Genomic DNA, 19,791 nt, shown 5'->3' on the forward strand with positions numbered 1-19,791 from the left:
TGGTCCCGGGGCGGGAGACCCCGCCCCGGGACCGGCGCTGTGGTTCGCGGTCGCGGACCTTCGGCTATTTCGCAACAGCCCGTCTGAGGAGACGAGCGGTACATTCGCTCGGAAAACCGCGGGCCACAACCACACCCACGACCCACAGCACGAGACGCCGAAGGGCCCCGCACCTTGCATAGGTGCGGGGCCCTTCGGCTACTGCCGTGTTACGCGAGGGTCTTGGCGATGCCTCGTTCGATGGCGGCGATGATCTGCGGACGCAGTTCGGCTGCCGGCACGATCCGGTGCACCGAACCGACCTCCTGGGCGCGCTGGATGTTGTGGATCGCCTCGAATTCGGCGGCCACCTCACCGAGCTTCTCCGACCGCACCGCGGTGCGCAGCGTCGCGAGTTCGACACCGAGGCGGGCCTTCTCGCCGTCCTCGGCGGCGGCGAGCTGAGCCTCGAGTTCGACGACACGGGGGTCCGACGCGGTGCGCTTGTTCACGTCGCGGGTGAACACGACCGCCGCGGCGGGTGCGCCACCGAGCACCGACGCGAACGAGCCCTCGACCGCGAGCACTTCCATGTTCTCGTTCAGTGCGCCGGAGAACACCACGAACGCGCCACCGTGGTAGCGGGAGACCACGACGAACACGATCGGGCCGTCGAAGTTGACGATGGCTCGGCCGATTTCGGCGCCGTTCTCGAGCTGCAGGTTGCGCAGCGACTCGGGGGAACCGTCGAAGCCCGACAGGTTCGCGAGCACGACCAGCGGCCGGTTACCGCTCGCCGCGTTGATCGCGCGGGCCGTCTTCTTCGACGACTTCGGGAACAGCGTGCCCGACGTCCACTGGTCCGGTCCGTCGGTCGGGAACCAGCCCTTGCGGGCGATCGCGCGGGACTCGATGCCGACGACCGTGACCGCGTGGCCACCGAGGTGGGCGTCGAACACCACGGAGGTGTCGGCGTCGGCCATGTCGGCCCAGCGCTCGAGCACCGCGTGGTCCTGGTCGACGACGGCGCGCATCACCGTGCGGATGTCGAACGGCTTCTTGCGATCCGGGTTCGTCTCCGAGGAGAAGATGTCCCCGACGGTCGTGAAGTCGCTGGACGGGTGCACGTGCGGGTACACCCGGACGTCGCGGTCGATCGGGTCGTTCGACTCGGCCTTGCGCGGGAAGCGTTCTCCCGGTGCGAGGTACGCGTGCTCGTAGTGCCCGAACAGGATCTCGACGGCGGCCGAGACGTTCGGTGCCCAGTACTGCGCCTGCCCGTTCGGGCCCATGACGCGGTCGTAGCCACCGATACCGAAGTTGTCCTCGGCCGAGACACCACCGGAGTAGTCGAGCGACTGCTTACCGGTGAGCACCATCGCGCTGTCGGGGGTCATCACGAGGATGCCCTTGGTGTGCATGAGCATCGTCGCTTCGGCGTTCCAGTACGGCTGCGCGCCGACGTTGATGCCGGTGACGACGACGTTGATCTCGCCGCCGTTCTGCGTGAACGTGATGATGCGGCGCAGGCCACGCGACACCCAGTCCATGTTCTCGGTGCCGGAGTCCATCGAGATGGTCGCGCCGGAGGAGAGGGCGAACCATTCGACCGGGGCGCCGAGCTTCTCGGCGAGGTCGATCGCGGCGACCATGCGGGAGCACTCGGCCTCGGCGACCGTGCCGAGCGCCTTGGTCGGGTCGCCGAACAGCGCGACACGGGTCATGCCCTCGGGGTACCGCGCGGTCTTGGTGGTGACGACGCCGACGATCAGGCCCGCGGTGTTGCGGCCGTACGGGCGGTCCACCGGTACGAGCTCGCCGGAGGCGTCGAAGTCGTATTCGACGAAGCTGCCGTTGCCCTTGGTGAGCAGCGGAACCAGCTCGTACGGGTACACCGTGCCGCGCGCCCGGGAGCGCTGGACCTTCTGGGTGTACTCGTCGAGCGGCTTCAGCGGCTCCTTCGGCGGCTCGGTCACCCGGGCGACGACGCCGGCGCCGGAGCGGTACGAGAACCGCAGCGCCACTTCGCGTGCCGGGGATTCCGGGTTGTCGCGCAGCCAGCCGATGACGGTGATCTCCTCGAGCCCGGCACCGACGGTGATCGGCGCCGCACCCTGCCCGACGCGCTTGAGCTCGTCGAGGGTCAGTTCGACGACCGGCCACACGAACAGCACCACGCGGTTCGAGTCGAGGCGGCGGTTGCCGCGGGCGGCCTGCGCCCGGCGCATGCCGTCGAGGCAGCTGGCCAGCGCCCGCTCGAACGCGGGCAGCGCCACGATCGCACCGGTCTCGTCACGCTGCGGCGCGATGTCGCGGACCTCGGCGAGCGCGATGAACCGCTCGTCGGACGGATTCTCGTTGGCGACAAGGTGGTACAGGTACGTGTCCGGGTTCGCGGGCAGGCGGGTGCCGACGAAGTTCTTCAGCCGCCACAGATCCAGTCGCTGACCGGTCAGCGGGTGGATGTCGCGGATGTTGTGCTCTTCGGCGTATCCGCTGGCGAACGGGCGGAACGTGAAGACGTGCTCCTCGGCGGTGTCGGTGTGGCACACCGTGACCGTGACGCGGCGAGCCGTGGCGGTGACCGGGCGGGCGAGCAGCTCGGTGCGCAGCGCCTCGGCCTGGGCGTCGGCGTCGGCCGGGGCGTCGTTCCACGCCACGTACAGGTCGACGACGAGGTTCTCGATGCTCGGCAGCGGCTTCGCAGCGGCCTCGACCGAGTCGAGCGCGGCCGACAGCTCGGCATGCCGTGCCTCGGCGGAGATGAGGTACAGGCGGGTGCCGCGCAGGTCGAAGTTTCCGGTGACGAACTGGCGGCCGTCGACCGTGTAGGACTGCACGTCCTCGAGGGTGCGGATCTTGTAGGCGCGGCGGGTGATCACCTCGAGCAGCGGTCCCGGCACCGATTCCGGGCGGGTGATCTGCTGCGCGAGCAGGTCGATCAGCGGCTCGGGCGTCGCGACGAGGGTCTCGATGCGCTGCGCGTAGTCGGCGGCCTGAGGGTTGTCGGCGAGGTACGCGAGGCTGCCGCGCACCCCGTCGTACACCTGCTCGCGGGCCTTGCGGATGACCGGCTCCTCGAAGAACCGGAACCGCAGGTTGCGGGCGGCGTCACCGATGAGCGGGTAGCGCACCTGGGTGGCGACGATCAGCCGGTCCAGGACCTCGTTGAGTTCGTGCGACAGGCGCGGGGTCTCGACGTTCGCGAGCCACCGCTCGAGCAGCGCCGACACCACCGGCACCGCGGTCTCGATGCGCTGCTGCGCCAGGAACAGCCGGTAGACGGCTTCCTCGAGTTCGCCGGTGCGGTCGAGCGAATCGACGTCGTAGTGACGCAGTGCGCGCGACAGGCGGGTGCGGAAGCTGTCCGGCAGGCCGCCGACCTCGACGTCGAGGGACTGCAGGTAGCCGTGGAAGTACTCGCGGGGGCTGTGCACCCGGTTGTCGCCCGACTCCTCGTCCTGCGTGGGCCTGTTGCGCGAGAGCTCGCACACGTCCGCGAACGTGGTGAGCAGCGACAGCTCGGCGCGGACCAGATCGCACTGCTTGCCGGCCTCGCTGCGCAGGCGGTCGTACTCGCTCAGCAGGGTCGCGGTGCGCTTGGCGGACACGTCGTAGCCGGTGATCAGCGCTTCGAGGGCGTCGATGCGCGCGAGGGCGTCGGCACCGGCGTCACCGGTGATCGCGGGCGCGGGGGCCGGGAACTGGACGCGTTCGACGACCGCGGTGACGGTCTCCTCGGCGACCTGGTCGACGCGCAGCAGCGGAGCGCCCGCGTCGACCTGCGAGTTCACGACCGCGAGGACTTCGCGGACCTTGCCGGCGAAGGGTGCGCGGACGGCGGTTTCCATCTTCATGGACTCGAGCACCACGAGCGTCTGGCCGGCCTCGACCTCGTCGCCGACGGCGACAGGCACGGCGACGACGACGGCGGGTGCGGGCGTGCGCACGACACCGGCCTCGTCCTGGCTGATCTGGTGGCTGACACCGTCGACCTCGACGAGGAAGTGCGCGGGTCCGGCGATGGAGACGACATGGTGGCGATGTCCGGCGACCGTCACGCGCGATTCGTACTCGCCGAGACGATCGACGTCGACATCCAGTTCGCCGCTGCCGGTTTCGACGCGGTAGCGGTGCGGGCCGACCTGGCCGACGAACAGCTCGTAGGCCTGACCCTGGTAGCTCAGCTCGATCTTGCGGCCGACGGTGTGGCCGGCGCGGGGGCGGCCGCCACGCGCGGAGGTGAGGAACGCGGCGCGCTCGCGGGCCTCGTCGGCGTCGTACACGTCGATGGCGGTGGAGATCAGCGCGACGTCCGCGACCCGGCTGGGGCCGGTGGCGGTGCCGGCGCCGGTGCGGTCGAGCCAGCCGGTGTCGGCGGAGGCGTCGATGACCTCGGTGCGGTCGAGCAGTTCGAGCAGGAACGACTTGGTGGTGGTGCCACCGTCGAGGACGACGGTGGTCTCGCGGAGCGCGGTGCGCAGACGGGCCAGGGCCTCGTCGCGGTCACGGCCCCACGCGATGATCTTGGCGACCATCGAGTCGTAGTCGGGCGGGATGACGTCGCCCTGGGCGATACCGGTGTCGACGCGCAGACCGGAGCCGAGCGGGAACTTCAGCAGCTGCACGGTGCCGGGCGCCGGAGCGAAGCCGTTGTCGGCGTCCTCGGCGTTGAGGCGGGCCTCGACGGCGTGCCCGAACTCGGTGGGGCAGTCGCCGGGCAGGGCCTCGCCGGCGGCGACGAGGATCTGCAGCTTCACCAGGTCGATGCCGGTGGTGGCCTCGGTGATGGGGTGCTCGACCTGCAGGCGGGTGTTGACCTCGAGGAACGTGAAGATCTTCAGGTCGGGCTGGTACAGGTACTCGACGGTGCCGGCGCCGCTGTATCCGGCGGCACGCACCAGGTCCGCGGACACCTTGCGCAGGTGATCGGACTGCTCCTTGGTGAGCAGCGGCGACGCGGATTCCTCGATGACCTTCTGGTTCTTGCGCTGGATGGAGCAGTCGCGCACACCGGGTGCCCACACGTTGCCGTGGTTGTCGGCGATGACCTGCACCTCGACGTGGCGGGCGTCGGTGACGAGACGCTCGATGAACACGACGGGGTCGCCGAAGGAACGCTCGGCCTCACCCTGGGTGCGTTCGAGGGCGAGTTCGAGCTCGTCCTCCGCGTACACCTTGCGGATGCCGCGACCGCCACCGCCGGAGCGGGCCTTGATGATCAGCGGGTAGCCGATGGCCTGGGCGTGGCGGCGGGCGTCGGCGCGGTTCTCGACCGGACCGCCGGACCACGGCGCGACGGGCACGCCGACCTTCTCGGCGAGGATCTTGGCTTCGACCTTGTCGCCGAGCAGGCGCATGGCTTCGGCGGACGGGCCGATGAAGGTGATGCCCAGCTTGGCGCACAGGTCCGCGAACGCGGGGTCCTCGGCGACGAAGCCCCAGCCGACCCACACGGCGTCGGCCTTCGCTTCGATGAGGGCGCGCTCGAGCTCGGCGTGGTCGAGGTAGGACGTCGCGGCCGTGGTGGACGGCCGGAGGGTGACGCCTTCGTCGGCCTGGCGGACGAACATGGCCCGCCGTTCGGCGTCGGTGTGCAGCGCGATCGTCTTGATGTCGTAGTTGTGCTCGGAGTTGAGCTCCCGGACTGCGCGGATGAGACGGACTGCCGCCTCACCCCTGTTGACCACTGCGATCCGCTTGAACATACTCGTTGCCACCGTTCTCCAAGGTTGTGCGCGCTCGTAGCGACGCTCGTCGAAACTCCGCCCCGATGAGGAAGACAAATTAACCGATCAGAACGCCGACAATGTCACGAATTGACAACGCGGACGTGTGCATGTGATCGATCGACTCCTCATGATGGGCAAGGCAGGTCATGGGTCCGAAGTGCCAGGACGACCCCGGCCCGGCGGACGGCTCTGCGGCAGGTTTCCCGCCACATTCGGCCATCGTCGTCGATGACCGCCCCTGCACGGGTAATCCTTCCGGTAACAAGCATGGACCAAACATGAGGGTTTGTCACGTTTTGGATGTCGACACCCTGGGGGTCTTGCGCATCCACCCTTCGTGTGGTGGAAAGCGTTGCGCAGAGCGCGAATTGGACTTTCGATGAAGGGTCAACCATGCGGAGTGTGGCGAGCGTCACGCACGTACTCCGGGGTAACACCGACGGGTAACCACGCGGCCGGTGCCGATCGGGAGGTTACCCGCCGGTATCGCCGTCACATGCCGTCGGCAACTTGACAAATTCATCCATCTGTCAAGAAAGAGCACGACAAATCGGGCGGAATCCGCGACTTCTGTGACCCATCTCACGCAATCCGACCCGGCGGTCTGCAAAACGACGGCACGTCGACGGGCCGCTTTCGGTGGCTCGCGGGCGGTGTCCGTGTCGCACCGTCACGGATTCTGGAACAGTGGAAGGGTCCGGACACCGCGAGGAGGCCCTGAATGATGTCCGACGAGCACACGTTCGACTCGCCCGCGCTGCGCCGCGAGCGCATCGACCGCCAGGTGCGGCAGTGGTGCGATCGCGCCCGCATCGACGGCCGGCACGCGCCGCTGAGCGACGCCGCAGCCCTGTGCCTGGCCGCCGGGCACCTCGACGAGGAAACCCGCGAGATCCTCGCGGTCCGACGCCGCACGGGCCGGCCCCTGCCCACCCTCGACGGCTTCGGAGACCTGCGCCGGCTCACCGACGAACACGCGCGCATCGCGTCGCGCGCTGCGGAACTGCGCCCCGGCGCGACACGGCTCGTGTTCGAGTACCGCGCACTCGAACTCGACAAGCGCCTGCGCGCCGCACACCGCGCGTTCGTGCACTCCCCGGCGCACTATGCGCAGGGCGTCCGGGCCGTGCGCCGCGACCGCCGCGACGGCGTGCACCTCGATCCGGCGCAGCGCGACGCGCTGTTCGCCGCGCTGCAGCGCACCCCCGTACCGGTGTCGGTGCCGGTCACCGCCCAGGCGCGCGGCGCCGTGCTCGGCGTCGCCGTCGAGCGGGTCGCCCGCTGGTCCGAAGGCACCCCCGCCGAAGCTGTGGGTCGCCGGGCCGCCGACGCGTTGTCCCGCCGGGTTCCCGAGGACGACGATCGATTCGTCGACCGTTACGACACACTTCTCTTTCTCGCGGGCAGCCTCTACGACCGCATCGAAATGTCTGCTGCGTGGAACTCCGAGCAACTCGTCGTCCAACGCGCACAACTGGATCTGGCCGACGAACTCACCCAGATCGCCGTCGACACCGTCGCCCTGCGCGGGCTGCTCGCGGAACTCGCCGACGCGGCACGTAGCGCGCCGGCCGCGCGCGCCGGGCTCGAGGCGAGGGCGACAGCGCTGGAGGCGGTGTGGGATCAGCTCGTCGACCGCGTCGCGGCGCTCGCGCGCATCGGTGATCTGCTCACCACGGCGGAGGAGCAGTTGCGTCACGACCGGATCGCCGAACGTACCGCCAGCCTGGACGAGCGCATCGACCGCCTCATCGGACGTTCGGGAGCTCGTGAATTGTCCGCGGAGAACACGCATTTCGTGGGGGATCAGGTCGACGCCGCGGCCGGCTCCATCCGGTCCCTGCAGGCAGCCCTGCGTGGCGACATCGCAGTGCTCACCGCGAGGGAGCGGCCTCCGGTCTGACCGCCCGTGGATTTGCTCCGGTCCGGGTGATAGCTTTCTCGCCGTCGTGGTGGGGGGCGAGTGACAGGAGTTACCGGAGTGGCGTCGTGCTGGGCGCGGAAGCTGACGATTCTGGGGCTGGCTGCCGCGGTGGCGGCGACGGGAGCGGCCTGCGGCGGCGGTCCGAACACCGTCGAGATCGTGGAGGACCCGGTCCTCGAAACCGCCTTCGAAAAGGTTCTGGCGGACGGAGAATCCCGCACACTCGGTGAGGTCGCCGAAGCCGCGGGCATCAGCGGATGGGACCGCATGTACTACTTCCGTGTGCCGCTGCTGATGAGCGAGGTGAACCGCAGCATCGGCACCGAGAGCACGCTCTGGGAGAACCTGCCCACCGCCGGCGCGGACGGCGTCATCATCTTCCTGTCCGGAAACTCCGTCGTGCGAGCGGTCCTCGACCATGCCCCGAGCCTCGACCTGCACGGCTACGCCACCGCCGATTCGGCCGTGACCGCTGCGCCCGGTGGGGCGCGCGGCACGATCGCTGTCGAAGCCAAGGGCAGATAGCGCGGTCAGAAGACGCGCAGGCCCAGGCGCCGACGGGTGCGCATGTCCACGAGGTAGGCCTTCCACAGCAGCGGCCACACGTGCGGGGTCACCCGGTGGAGTCGGCGGACCGCCCGGAGGTAGCGGTCGAATCGCCGCTGGTCGTCGGCGGTCCAGGGGTAGTGCATGACGTCGCGGAACTCCGGCGGCAGCGCGCCGCGTGTGACCAGTTCGAACGGCGTCCCGAGCGTGCGGTGGATCGCGCGACCCACCCGGCCGAGGCGCACCTGGAGAACAGCGAGATTGCACAGTGCGGTGAGGTATTCGCGCACTTCGTCGTTCATCGAGATCTCCGCGACCCCCTCCTTCCAGAGCCTCTCGTACTCGGTGCGGGTGGTCGGCCAGGCCTCGGGGCGCACGTTCAGCGTCGTCCCGAGGGTGCTGCCGTCGAGCAGGATCCGGTGATATTCCTCCTCGGTGAGCGGGCCGTAGAGCAGTTCGTGCTGGTCGATGAAGTACTTGAGCAGGCACAGCGCCACCCACCGCTGCAGCGCGGGGGAGTTGGCGCTGTACCGCACGACGGAATCGGGCTCGGAGGTGACACGCGCGTGGATCTTCTTCACGGATTCACGGATGAAGTCGCGGTCGTCCTCGGTGCCGAACACGGCGACGGCCAGGTAGGTGCCGGTGGTGCGGGCACGTTTGACGGGGTGCAGGTCGGCCCGGCCGGAGTCGACCTTGCTGTCGACCACGCCCTGCCCGACACCGGGATGAGCGAGTTGCATGATCACGTTGGCGGCGTTGATCGAGCCGCCGAGTGGAGAGACGAGATCTCCGAGTGTGTCGATGGTGCGCATACGCCCCCTCCATCTGATTACGACCGTAGTCAGTTGCTTTCCACTGTAGTCCTACAGCGGGGTGGAGGGAATCGGCCAGAGTCCGGCGACTCTTGCCGCGGGGACCGTCGATGTAGTACTAGCGTGAGCGTGTCCGACGACACCGAACGGAAGGCGCCACGCCGTGAAAGCTGCTGTGTTCGAAGGAAACGCACCGACCCTCGTCGTCGAGGACATCCCACGCCCGGCCCCGCGCCGCGGCGAGGTTCTGGTGAAGGTCTCCGCGTGCGGGGTGTGCCACACCGACCTGCACGTACTCCGGTCGGAGGTCGCGTTCCCGGTGCCCGCGGTCCTCGGGCACGAGGTCTCGGGCACCGTCGCCGAACTCGGTGACGACGTCGAGGGACTCGCGGTCGGCGACCCGGTCGTGTGCAGCTTCATCATGCCGTGCGGCACCTGCCGTCACTGCGTGCGCGGCGCCGAGGACCTGTGCGAGAAGTTCTTCGCGTACAACCGGCTCGGCGGCACCCTCTACGACGGCGAGACGCGGCTGTCCCGCGCCGACGGCACTCCGCTGGCCATGTACTCGATGGGCGGACTCGCCGAATACTGCGTCGTTCCCGCCACCGACGTGTTCCGAGTCCCCGACGGTGTGGGCCTCGGTGAGGTGTCGATCCTCGGGTGCAGTTCGTTCACCGCGTACGGCGCGGTCGCGAACGTCGCGCAGGTTGTCGTCGGCGACCGCGTCGCGGTGATCGCGGCCGGCGGGGTCGGCTCCAGCATCGTCCAGTTCGCGAAGGCCGCCGGTGCGACGCAGATCATCGCCGTCGACGTCAGCGACGACAAACTCGACGCCGTCACGAAACTCGGAGCGACGCACACCGTGAACTCCTCGGTCACCGATCCCGTCGAGGCGATTCGCGAACTGACCGGCGGCACCGGTGTCCGCGTCGCCTTCGAAGCGCTCGGCCGCGCCGACACGTTCGCGACCGCCCTCAACGTCCTCGACGACGGCGGACGTGCCGTCGTGGTGGGTATCGCCCCGGCCGGGTCGACCGGCGAGATCGACCTCGCTCGGCTGGTGCGGCGCAAGCTCGAGATTCGCGGCTCCTACGGCGCCCGCGCCCGCACCGACATGCCGGCCCTGCTCGCGATGGTCGCCGCCGGGACGGTCCGTCCCGAGAGCGTGATCACCCGCCGCTACGGGATCGACGACGTCGACGAGGCATACCGGGCCCTCGGACGCGGGGAGATCGTGGGTCGCGCGATCATCGAGTTCCCCTGACCTGCTCGGAAGCCACACACCCACACCGACGTATAGTTGCCCGCGCAACGAGAGGTTCTTGCGGAGGGAGCGGGTGGTGGCGCGGGTTATCGCGACGATCAACCTGAAGGGCGGCGTCGGGAAAACCACGACGACCGCGGCACTGGCGGAGTTCATGGCCGCCGACTTCGGGCAGCGGGTGCTGCTCATCGACCTCGATCCGCAGACCAACCTGACCACCATGATGGTCGGCGAGGAACGCTGGCAGGAACTCAACGAACTCGGCTGGACCCTCGCGACACTGTTCCGCAAGGCCGTCGATCCGTCGGCGCCCGACTTCGACATCGAGAAGGCGCTGCAGCGCAACGTCTCGTCCGTCAAGACGGTCAAGGGCGTGGACCTGCTCGCATCGTCGCTCGATCTCATGGACATCCAGGAGGGACTGAGCCACCAGCAGTACGCCGATCCGGTCTCGACCCGCCCGATCGAAGTGCTGTCCTCCGCGATCGCCCCGATCGCCGACGGCTACGACTACATCCTCGTGGACTGCCCGCCGAACCTCGGTATGCTCACCCTCAACGGCCTGCGGCTCGCCGACGGATACATCATCCCGACGATCCCGGACATCTTGTCCACCTACGGAATTCCGCAACTCCAGTCCCGCGTGAAGAAGTTCGCCGAGCGGGTCGGTCATCCGATCAAGGAGATCGGGCTGGTCATCACCAAGTACCGCAGCGCGTCGAATCTGCACCGCAGCACGATCGAGCGACTGCAGCGCGACGAGAAGACCGCCAATGTCGCACCGTCGTGGATCCCGGAGGCCACGCAGATCGCGCAGTCCGCGGACTTCGTGCCGTACGGCACGCTCAAGCGCAAGTACGGCAACAGCGGACAGTACGACGCACTGCGCATGCTCACCGAGGACGTGCTCATGAATGCGCAGGTAATGCTGTGACCGACATCGACCGAAGCGAGGCCCGACTACGCCTGCAACTCGGGGAGGCCGGTGCGGCCCTGCTGCGCCTGAGCGAGAGCACACCGGCCGTGGCGACCGCGTTGATCAAGCTCGTCCAGGTCGTCGCCGACGAGGCCTCGCGCACACCGAGATTCGCGAAGGCACTCTCCGGTGTCCTTGCGGCAGCGGCAGAACCGGCGAGCCCCCAGCCGGCGCCGGTCGCGGCGACGCCGGTCGACAAGCAACCGGCCGAGAGGAAACCGGTTGCGCGGCGCGGCAAGCGGTCCCCGGGCCCGTTCGACCCGTTCGCGGTGTACCGCACCGACGGTGAGGATGGACTGCGCGCGCGGCTGGCTCCTCTGGAACTCGAGCAGCTCAAGGACATCGTGGCCGAACACAACATGGACTACGACCGGCTCGCGATGCGGTGGCGCACAGCGTCGAAGCTGCACGACCGGATCGTCGAACGCGTCAAGGCTGCGTGGACAAAGGGCGACGCGTTCCGCTGAACGGCTGACTCACCGCGAGCCGCGTTTGCGCCACTCGATCGCCGGGCACGTATCCATGACCATCGGGACACCCGCCGCGATCGTCCGGTCGAACGCGTCCTCGTCCACGACGCCGAGCTGGAACCACACGGCCTTCGCGCCGACGTCCACCGCCTGGTCCGCGAACTCGCCGGCAGCCTCCGAACGCCGGAACACGTCGACGACGTCGATCGGGAACGGGACGTCCGCGAGGGTCGCGTAGCCCTGCTCGCCGAGGACCGTCGGCGCCGACGGGTGAATCGGCACGATTCGCTTACCGCGCGACTGCAACAACTCCGCGATCTCGTACGCGGTCCGGCTCGGATCACCCGACAACCCGACGACGGCCCACGTGTCGCACTCGTCGAGCATGAACTCGACGGCATCGGGGTCCTGCCACGAACTGGTCATGGCGGCAAAAATACTAGGGACTCGCCACCGCTGTCCCCGGTATGCACAGCGGCGGCGCGATCGGAATGCAGAACGGATCCGAAGGCGATGGGTTGGCCGGACCGTCGGTGAATGCGGCGGTCACGTCGGACGAAAGCTGCTCGGCCGAACCGTAGGTCGACGCGGCGACCACGAAATCCGGTCCGAACGACGCCGACGCGTGCGCGGAACTGCGATCGTCCGTCCACCCCCACTTGGTGCCGACCACTCCCGGCAACCGCGCGGTACCGAAGTTCTGGGCGGTTCCGTCCGCCGCCCGATCATTGGCCGACGACATCGCCGCGAGCACCGGTGATCCGGGGTCGGTCCGAATCTTCGTATCCAGATAGGTGACCATGTCGTAGGTCGAGGTCGTCGCGGTTCCCCAGTATCCGGAGGCGTAGGAGTCGACGAGCCCGAACTCGGCGATCGTCGCCGCGATCGCGCCCGGGTACTTCGAGGCCAGTCGCTCGGCGATCCCGTCGTGGGACGATCGGATCATCTCGACCGCGGCGTCACGATCCGCGGGATCACCGTGCCGGACCACGTACTCGGCGAGGTAGAGCTTGATGATCGACATCGCCGTGCGGGATTCGTGTTCGTTCGCCGTTCCGGTGCGGGCGCCGGACAGGGGAGCGAACGAGATCTGCGTGCGCGCGGGGGCGCTCACCGTCCCGTCGGGGGTCGGGACCGGTATCGGTGCTGCCCATGCGGACTGGGGTCCCACCATGATCGTCGTCAGTGCCGCAGCCGTCGCGAACATCTTCGCCGTCCTGCGCATACAACCGAACACTAGTCCTTCGGGCGTCCCGACGGGAGCCTACGGGTAGGTTGGGCCGAACCCAGAAGGCTCGAACCCTCTGAAAGGATGGGCGCCCGTGTCCGAGACCGGTACCGAGGAATCCGTTGTAGTCGAGCGCGACGGAGCCGTCGCGATCGTGCGTCTGAACCGCCCCGATCGGCTCAACGCATTCACCACCGAGATGTGCGACCGGCTCCTCGCGGCCTTCGACGAGATCGACGCCGACGACGACGTGCGCGCGATCGTGCTCACCGGAACCGGTCGTGCCTTCTGCGCCGGCGCGGACCTCGGGGCGGGTGGCGACACGTTCGTCCTCGACGACGATCCCGACACCGGTGGCGCACCCGCCGACACGGGCGGTCTGGTCTCGCTGCGGATCTTCCGCTCCACCAAGCCGGTGATCGCCGCGATCAACGGTCCCGCCGCGGGGGTCGGCGTCACCATGACGCTGCCCGCCGACATCCGGATCGCTTCGGACACAGCTAAATTCGGATTCGTGTTCGCACGCCGCGGGCTGGTACCGGAGGCCTGCTCCACGTGGTTCCTGCCCCGCGTCGTGGGGATCTCCACCGCCGTCGAGTGGACGGCCGGCGGCAAGATGGTGCCCGTGGACGAAGCGCTCGCGCGTGGCCTCGTGCGCGAAATCGTCCCGGCCGAGCGCGTTCTCGACCGTGCCCTCGAGGTCGCCCGCGAACTGGTGACCGGGACCGCGCCGGTCTCGGTGGCCCTGACCCGGCAACTGATGTGGCGGATGCTCGGTGCGTCGAGCCCGGAGGTCGCGCACCGGGCGGAGTCCATCGGCATCTACGTCCGCGGCACCTCCGACGACGTGCGCGAAGGTGTCGAGGCGTTCCTCGAGAAGCGGGAACCTCAGTTCCCGAACCGCATCTCCGACGGGTTGCCGGATCTGTTCGGCGAGCACGGCACCGACTGACCACGGACACCTCTTCGTGGGGTGGCCGACCAGGATTTCGTTCGGTCGGACGATGTTCCCGTGCCCGATCGCCTGACACCATCACCGGATGATCAACCCGGGCCCAGGGCGTAACGGATCGGGACGAGGAGCCTTGCTGATCGCAGCCCTCGCGGGAGCATCGGTGGCGACGCTCGTACTGTCGGTGCTCTACCTGCTCGTTCTCCGGGAGGAACCGGAAGCGCCGGAACCCGTGGCCGCACCGCCGTCGACCGTGACGGTCACGGCTCCCGCCCCGACGGTGACCGTCACCGCCCCCACCTCGCCGGTGCGGGTCGTCGCTCCGCCCACGAGTACCCCGGCCACCACACCGGTGACGACGACATCCACTCCCGGACCTCCGGCGATCGAGCAGGTCCGGGTGTTCACCGAGCGGGGCGGGCGCGGGCATCTGGTCGGACCGGACATGTACCAGGCGACCACCTACGGCACCGCGGGCGTGGTGTTCCGATGGCGATCCATCGACGAGTCCGGAGCCGAAATATGGAACGAGACCTGCCAGGTCGTGTCCACGGTGACCGGCCCCGGCGACTACAGCCACACCGACCGGAGTGCCGCGTGCTCGGGTCGCGTCCGCGCACACGAACTGGTCCTCGACGCACCGGGTGACTACACGATCACGACGACGGTGATCGGCGCCGACGGCGCCACCACCGTCGGTACCGCCGGCTTCCAGGTGATCCCCGAGTGAGGGTCGCGATCGATCAGATCAGGTAGAGCACCAGCACCGTCGCGATCAGCGTGACGAGCCAGCCGTCGGTCGCCCACTGCAACCAGCGCGGGGCCCCGCGAACCTCCATGAACGTCCGGATGATCAGGCGGCACTTCACGGCGGCCAGGGCGAGGACGAGCACGGTGATCGGTGCGCTGGCACCGACCGCGGTCGGCGAATGGCCGGGTGCCAGCCACCACGAGGCGATCGTGACGGCCGTGAGCACGAGCCACGTGACGGTGATCGTGCGCGTCGACGTTCCGGGTCGAGTGGTTGTTGTGGTCACCGGTCACCTCATGACGTAGAGCAGAGCGAAGATGACCACCCAGAGCAGGTCCACCATGTGCCAGTAGACCGCTCCGGATTCGACCATCGACACCCTGCGCCGGGCGGGATTGCGCAGTTCGCGCGCGACGACCCCGAGGACGACGAGGCCGATCAGCACGTGCAGCAGGTGGACGCCGGTGAGCACGTAGTAGAACGAGTAGAACATCTCGGAGTTGGTCTGCCCGCCGGTGATCTTGGTGCACCACTCGTAGAGCTTCAGCGCCGTGAACAGCACGCCGCACGCGCCCGCGGCGTACACCAGCCGGATCCCGTGTTCGTGCCGGCCGTTCCGGACCGCGGGGACGCTGAGTGCGACGAACCACGAACTAGTCAGCAGCACAACGGTATTGATCACCCCGATATCCACGTCGAGATGCTGCTGGGCTTCGAGGAAGGCTTCCGGCGTCATCGATCGGTAGATCATGAAGATGACGAAGTAGCCACCGAAGATGAGCATGTCGCCGAGCACCATGACCCACATGTCGCGATCGCCCGGCAGGTGCCGGCTCGGTGCGGCGGTGCGGGCGGTGACCGGGATGGCGGTCTGTGCCGGTACGGGTATCGAACTCGGACGGTTCATGACGCGGTTTCCTCGGTCCGACCCGGCGAGTAGGCGGGTTCACGTGCGGTCGCCTGTTTCAGCAGAACCATCAGCGCTCCCAGCCACACGCAGAACACGACGACGGCAAGCCAGAAGGCGATCGAGCCGTTCCAGGCGAACGGCCCCGACGCGAAGGCGAACATCTGGGTCGCGATCACCTCGGTGACGATCTGCCAGATGCTCACGTACGCAAACCATTTCGGGAAGATGTTGTTCCGGTCGTAGAGGATCGCGATCGCCAGGACCAGATATGCGGCGGAGAAGCAGCCGAGCGAACCGTTGTAGGACAGCATGCCCAGGTCGTAGAGCAGGCCGACGAGTTCGGGGTCGCGGTCGGGCCGGAAGGTCGCGGTGAGGAAGCACGCGGCGACGAGCAGGAAGCCGGGCAGCGCGCCGACCGCCATGCCGCCGATGTAGCCGTAGGCGAAGACGGAACCGACCGACATGCGTGTCATGTGGTAGGCGACCAGTCCGTTGGTGATCGCGGCGCCGCCGAGCAGCACGAGCAGCAGGCAGAATCCGATCTGGATCGTGGTGTGATGCTGCGCGAAGAACTCGACCTTCTGCGCGGTCGACACGTCCGGCCGCGGCGGTGGCGTCACCCGCGTCAGCAGGCAGATGATCACGCCGAACGCCGCGTAGAAGCCCGGGAAGATCCAGTAGACGAACCGGACGTCGGGCCTGCCGCCGCGTGCCGGCCGTGGGGTGACGTCGCGGTCCGGGATCAGGGTGCTCATCGGATCAGGCCTTCGGAGAGGGCCTGCCGGCGCAGCGTCCGGCGCAGCACGAAGAACATCACGATCATGAACAGGGCGAAGGCGCCGTTGCGCAACCAGAACGAGAGCAGTCCGTCCCACGCCAGCGGGCCGGTCTGCACGACCGCGGCACCGGCGGCCGGGATCATCGCGACCGCGGTCGCCAGCGAGTAGTGCCCCACCCAGCGCGGGAACACCGGGTCGGGTCCGTGGTCGAAGTAGATCGCGGCCGCCAGCAGCAGGAACTGGCTGACCACCATGCCGATCGGGGCGATGAACACGATCCACGCGAGGTCGTTGAGGAGCATCACCAGTTCGGGGTCGCGTTCCGGGCGGAACGCGGCGACGAGGAAGAAGATGTTCGACAGCGCGAAGATCGTTGCGCCGCTGACGATCGCGGTGAGGTAGCAGTAGGCGAACACGTGACTCTGCCGCATGCGTTTCATCTGGACCACGATCACCGTGAACAGCGGCAGGATCATGATTCCGCAGAGGTTGAACGTGACCATGCTGAACCGGATCCACGCGGTGTTCCCCCGGTAGAACGCGGCGACCTCGTCGGTGGGCAGGGTGGGGGACATCGGGGGCCGGAAGCCGGGGAACGCCAGGCATGCCACCAGCAGCACGGCCGCGACCGCGGGTGCGGTCCACAGGCTCACCCATTGCGCCTTGACGTTGCCCGCCGCGGGGGAGTCCTGGGCTTGTTCGAGTATCTGCACCGCAACCTCCACAGACTGACTTCAGTCGATTCGTGCGCGAGCCGCCCGACGGGCTTCCGGTGAACGGTAACCCGCGATCGACCTCGGCGGAAGGGATTTTCTGAGTTGAGTCAGTTTTTCTCGGCTGTCGTAAACTCGCCGCAGAGTCGAGAACGATCAGCCCTAGGCGGGCGGAAACGGGTTGTGGATGGCGACGAGCAAACCGCAGACGCGCGGATCGAAGGGGCTTCAGACGCGGGAGCGGCTGCTCGGCGCCGCGATCGCGGAATTCAAGCGCGACGGCATGGCGGCGGCCGACACCGGGGCGATCGTCGCGGCCGCAGGCGTCGCCCACGGCACGTTCTTCTTCCATTTCCCGACGAAGGAACACGTCCTGCTCGAGCTCGAGAAGCGCGAGGAGGAGCGCATGGCCGCCGAGCTCGAGCGGTTCTTCGCGACCGGGCACAGTGTGCGCGACACCCTCGCCGAAGCCGTCCGCATCCTGAAGGCGCTCGAGCGGCGCCTCGGCAACAGGCTGTTCAAAGACTTTCTGGCCCTGCATTTCTCCACCAAGCGACCGCCGTCCGAGGAGTGGCCGCACCATCCGGTGATCGTGGCGTTCGTCGACGAATTCGCGCGCGCACAGGAACGGGGCGAGATTCCCGCCGGGGTCGACACGTTCCACAACGCGGTCTCGTTCCTCGTCGGTCTCTACGCCCTGCTCATCACGATGCCCGACTCGGACGAGATCCGGACCCCCTTCATCGACCAGTACCTCACCACCTACCTGTACGGGCTGAGAGCCGTATAGAGCGGAAAGCCGGCCCGGGAGTCAGGCGCCGGGGGTGTCGCCGATCGTGTCGGACCGTCGGTCCAGAATGTCTCACTGTGCCGGGGTGCAGCCCGGCCGGGGACGAAAGGCCGGAGAGAACGTGATCGATACGCACACGACGACACTGCCGCGCGACCACCGGTGGGTCGTCGTCGACGTCGAGACCTCGGGTCTGCGTCCCAACGCCCACCGCGTGCTCAGCGTCGCGGCGCTGGTCCTGAGCGAGGACGGCACCGTCGAGCGTGAGTTCTCCACCCTCGTGAACCCGGACTGCGATCCCGGTCCCGTCCACGTGCACAACCTGACCCGCGAACGGCTCGCCGGCGCGCCCCGATTCGAGGACATCTCCCGCGACCTCGCCGAGGTCCTCGACGGCGGCACCCTCGTCGCCCACAACGCGACGTTCGACTACGGCTTCCTCGATGCCGAATTCCGCCGCGCCGGAACGTCGCTGCCCGTGCAGAAGCGGCTGTGCACGATGGCGCTGTCGCGGCGCCTCGAACTGGACGTCCCCAACTTCCGCCTCTCCACCCTCGCGCAGCACTGGCAGGTGCAGCAGCTGCAGGAGCACGACGCCTACGACGACGCGCGCGTCCTGTCCGAGGTGTTCGTGCACAGCGCCGCGCTCGCGGACAGCCTGCAACTGCCGCTGCCCGTCGTGAACTGCCGCGGCCGCAAGGCTGTCTATCCGGATTCGGTGCCGCGCGTGGCGTGCGACTGGCAGAACCCGGGCCGGCTCGCCGACGCCGGGCTCGTGCAGGGCATGAAGGTCGTGATCAGCGGCTCGACCACCACCCCGCGCCTGACGCTCGCAGCCCGCATGACCGACGCCGGCCTCGACGTGATGAACCAGGTCAGCCGCCAGACCAGTGTGCTGGTGTGCAACGACCCGCTCGTGCAGACCGGTAAGGTCCGCAAGGCCATGGCCCTGGACATCCCGATCATCGACGAACCGCAACTCGATCGGCTGCTCGCCGAGGTGCGGCCCGGTGTCCCGAAGGTCGCGACCGTCATCGACGTGGTGCCGCAACCCGTCGCGCACATCGAAACACCGATCGTCATCGAGCAGCCCGCCGCGCCGGCCGAGGCTCCGGCCCCGACATGGACGCTGGCCGGGCGGAAGCCGAAACTGTGGTCGGGACGCCGCGTGCTGCTGCTCGGCGGCACGCACCTCGACGGGGTACTGATGCGCTCGCGCATCACCCAGCTCGGCGCCCGGCCCGCGCTCAACTTCACCGCCGCGGTCACCGACGTGCTCGTCCTCGACGGCGGCCACGACGACAAGCGCATGCCGCGAGTCACCGCGCGGCAACTCCCGGTCCTGACCCGCGACGACGTCGACGCCGCGCTCGAGCGGGGTGTCGTGCCGCCGCACATGCGCCTCGAAGCGCAACTGTCCGCACCCGTGCTGGCCCGCGGCGAGGTCATCGACCTGCCCGCGAAGAACACGTCGTGGGCAGTGAACGTCGCGTGGAAGGCCGAGGCCGTGGGCAAGGAGTACGACGTGGACGTCGTCGCGTTCCTGCTCGGGCCGGACGACAAGGTCGACACCGACGACGATTTCGTGTTCTACAACAACCCCCTCGTCGACGACGGTGTCGTCGAGCTGACCGTCGACGGGCCCAGCGAACAGTGCGTGCGCCTCGACCTCGCCGGGCTCCCCGAGGACTGCCACCGCGTCGCGATCGCCGCCGCGATCGACGGCGACCGCACCTTCGGCGAGCTGGGGGCCGTGTCGGTGAGCGTCGACGGCGACGACACCACCGCCGCGACGTTCGTCCTCGACGCCGGCACCACCGAACGCACGATGGTGCTCACCGAGATCTACCGCCGCGCCGGCAAGTGGCGGGTGCGCGCGGTCGGGCAGGGCTACGACGACGGCCTCGCCGCGCTGGTCGCCCGGTACGGCGTCGAGGTCGACGAGGAAGATTGACCCCGAGC

General features: G+C 68.5%; 17 protein-coding genes. 9 read left to right on the plus strand and 8 right to left on the minus strand.

Going from position 1 to position 19,791, the window contains the following annotated elements; all coding sequences use genetic code 11:
- Positions 1-209 precede the first annotated feature (209 nt).
- Complete coding sequence (locus ACWDTS_RS09570) at positions 210-5,687, minus strand: ATP-binding protein (RefSeq protein WP_197255586.1); 5,478 nt, start codon at positions 5,685-5,687, stop codon at positions 210-212.
- Positions 5,688-6,432: 745 nt separating this feature from the next.
- Here ACWDTS_RS09570 and ACWDTS_RS09575 point away from each other — a divergent pair.
- Together ACWDTS_RS09575 and ACWDTS_RS09580 are read left to right on the plus strand one after the other, a co-directional pair.
- Complete coding sequence (locus ACWDTS_RS09575; protein WP_450109090.1) at positions 6,433-7,614, plus strand: hypothetical protein; 1,182 nt, start codon at positions 6,433-6,435, stop codon at positions 7,612-7,614.
- 60 nt (positions 7,615-7,674) lie between these two features.
- The gene (locus tag ACWDTS_RS09580) at positions 7,675-8,160 is read left to right on the plus strand and encodes a hypothetical protein (RefSeq protein ID WP_248675335.1); all 486 of its coding nucleotides are present in this window, start codon (positions 7,675-7,677) and stop codon (positions 8,158-8,160) included.
- 5 nt (positions 8,161-8,165) lie between these two features.
- Here the strand turns inward: ACWDTS_RS09580 and ACWDTS_RS09585 are convergent, their stop codons facing one another.
- Entirely contained in the window at positions 8,166-8,996 is an 831-nt protein-coding gene (locus ACWDTS_RS09585; protein WP_197255565.1) for an oxygenase MpaB family protein, read from the minus strand.
- Between the two features lie 163 nt (positions 8,997-9,159).
- On the opposite strand from ACWDTS_RS09585, the gene ACWDTS_RS09590 reads away from it, so the two are divergent.
- The 3 genes from ACWDTS_RS09590 (at position 9,160) to ACWDTS_RS09600 (ending at position 11,703) form a co-directional block, all read left to right on the plus strand.
- On the plus strand, positions 9,160-10,260 hold the full coding sequence (locus ACWDTS_RS09590) for a zinc-binding dehydrogenase (protein WP_197255566.1): 1,101 nt from the start codon (positions 9,160-9,162) through the stop codon (positions 10,258-10,260).
- Between the two features lie 76 nt (positions 10,261-10,336).
- Positions 10,337-11,194: a ParA family protein gene (locus ACWDTS_RS09595; RefSeq protein ID WP_248675333.1), complete on the plus strand. Its 858-nt coding sequence runs from the start codon at positions 10,337-10,339 to the stop codon at positions 11,192-11,194.
- Positions 11,191-11,703: a hypothetical protein gene (locus ACWDTS_RS09600; protein WP_450109092.1), complete on the plus strand. Its 513-nt coding sequence runs from the start codon at positions 11,191-11,193 to the stop codon at positions 11,701-11,703. The genes ACWDTS_RS09595 and ACWDTS_RS09600 overlap by 4 nt, the downstream gene beginning before the upstream one ends.
- A gap of 9 nt (positions 11,704-11,712) precedes the next feature.
- Here the strand turns inward: ACWDTS_RS09600 and ACWDTS_RS09605 are convergent, their stop codons facing one another.
- Positions 11,713-12,132 (minus strand): CoA-binding protein, encoded by a 420-nt coding sequence (locus tag ACWDTS_RS09605; RefSeq protein ID WP_197255569.1) that lies wholly within the window; start codon positions 12,130-12,132, stop codon positions 11,713-11,715.
- Positions 12,133-12,145: 13 nt separating this feature from the next.
- Positions 12,146-12,931 carry a hypothetical protein gene (locus tag ACWDTS_RS09610; RefSeq protein ID WP_248675331.1) on the minus strand — a complete coding sequence of 262 codons (786 nt, stop codon included), beginning with the start codon at positions 12,929-12,931 and terminating at the stop codon, positions 12,146-12,148.
- 97 nt (positions 12,932-13,028) lie between these two features.
- On the opposite strand from ACWDTS_RS09610, the gene ACWDTS_RS09615 reads away from it, so the two are divergent.
- Both ACWDTS_RS09615 and ACWDTS_RS09620 read left to right on the plus strand, forming a co-directional pair.
- A complete protein-coding gene (locus ACWDTS_RS09615) occupies positions 13,029-13,886 on the plus strand; it encodes an enoyl-CoA hydratase-related protein (RefSeq protein WP_450109093.1) in 858 nt (285 codons plus the stop codon).
- A 133-nt stretch (positions 13,887-14,019) separates the two neighbouring features.
- Positions 14,020-14,616 (plus strand): hypothetical protein, encoded by a 597-nt coding sequence (locus ACWDTS_RS09620; RefSeq protein ID WP_450109094.1) that lies wholly within the window; start codon positions 14,020-14,022, stop codon positions 14,614-14,616.
- Between the two features lie 13 nt (positions 14,617-14,629).
- Here ACWDTS_RS09620 and ACWDTS_RS09625 read toward each other — a convergent pair whose 3' ends face one another.
- From ACWDTS_RS09625 to ACWDTS_RS09640, 4 genes are all read right to left on the minus strand, one after another.
- Positions 14,630-14,923 carry a cytochrome C oxidase subunit IV family protein gene (locus ACWDTS_RS09625; protein WP_248675328.1) on the minus strand — a complete coding sequence of 98 codons (294 nt, stop codon included), beginning with the start codon at positions 14,921-14,923 and terminating at the stop codon, positions 14,630-14,632.
- A 3-nt stretch (positions 14,924-14,926) separates the two neighbouring features.
- Positions 14,927-15,445 (minus strand): cytochrome c oxidase subunit 3, encoded by a 519-nt coding sequence (locus ACWDTS_RS09630; RefSeq protein ID WP_197255590.1) that lies wholly within the window; start codon positions 15,443-15,445, stop codon positions 14,927-14,929.
- 95 nt (positions 15,446-15,540) lie between these two features.
- On the minus strand, positions 15,541-16,302 hold the full coding sequence (locus tag ACWDTS_RS09635) for a hypothetical protein (protein ID WP_450109095.1): 762 nt from the start codon (positions 16,300-16,302) through the stop codon (positions 15,541-15,543).
- The gene (locus ACWDTS_RS09640) at positions 16,299-17,039 is read right to left on the minus strand and encodes a hypothetical protein (RefSeq protein WP_450118035.1); all 741 of its coding nucleotides are present in this window, start codon (positions 17,037-17,039) and stop codon (positions 16,299-16,301) included. The genes ACWDTS_RS09635 and ACWDTS_RS09640 overlap by 4 nt, the downstream gene beginning before the upstream one ends.
- Positions 17,040-17,226: 187 nt before the next feature.
- On the opposite strand from ACWDTS_RS09640, the gene ACWDTS_RS09645 reads away from it, so the two are divergent.
- Positions 17,227-17,829: a TetR family transcriptional regulator gene (locus ACWDTS_RS09645; RefSeq protein WP_450118036.1), complete on the plus strand. Its 603-nt coding sequence runs from the start codon at positions 17,227-17,229 to the stop codon at positions 17,827-17,829.
- A gap of 67 nt (positions 17,830-17,896) precedes the next feature.
- Positions 17,897-19,783 (plus strand): TerD family protein, encoded by a 1,887-nt coding sequence (locus tag ACWDTS_RS09650; protein ID WP_450118037.1) that lies wholly within the window; start codon positions 17,897-17,899, stop codon positions 19,781-19,783.
- Positions 19,784-19,791 lie beyond the last annotated feature (8 nt).

It is taken from the genome of Rhodococcus sp. NPDC003383 (genome assembly GCF_053589115.1).

What these genes read in the sequence shown, in the direction of transcription:
- ACWDTS_RS09585 (WP_197255565.1), bottom strand. Translation starts at nt 8,996, where the DNA reads ATGCGCACCATCGACACACTCGGAGATCTCGTCTCTCCACTCGGCGGC.
- ACWDTS_RS09575 (WP_450109090.1), top strand. Translation starts at nt 6,433, where the DNA reads ATGATGTCCGACGAGCACACGTTCGACTCGCCCGCGCTGCGCCGCGAG.
- ACWDTS_RS09610 (WP_248675331.1), bottom strand. Translation starts at nt 12,931, where the DNA reads ATGCGCAGGACGGCGAAGATGTTCGCGACGGCTGCGGCACTGACGACG.
- ACWDTS_RS09650 (WP_450118037.1), top strand. Translation starts at nt 17,897, where the DNA reads ATGTCTCACTGTGCCGGGGTGCAGCCCGGCCGGGGACGAAAGGCCGGA.
- ACWDTS_RS09635 (WP_450109095.1), bottom strand. Translation starts at nt 16,302, where the DNA reads ATGAGCACCCTGATCCCGGACCGCGACGTCACCCCACGGCCGGCACGC.
- ACWDTS_RS09570 (WP_197255586.1), bottom strand. Translation starts at nt 5,687, where the DNA reads ATGTTCAAGCGGATCGCAGTGGTCAACAGGGGTGAGGCGGCAGTCCGT.
- ACWDTS_RS09645 (WP_450118036.1), top strand. Translation starts at nt 17,227, where the DNA reads ATGGCGACGAGCAAACCGCAGACGCGCGGATCGAAGGGGCTTCAGACG.
- ACWDTS_RS09630 (WP_197255590.1), bottom strand. Translation starts at nt 15,445, where the DNA reads ATGTGGGTCATGGTGCTCGGCGACATGCTCATCTTCGGTGGCTACTTC.
- ACWDTS_RS09605 (WP_197255569.1), bottom strand. Translation starts at nt 12,132, where the DNA reads ATGACCAGTTCGTGGCAGGACCCCGATGCCGTCGAGTTCATGCTCGAC.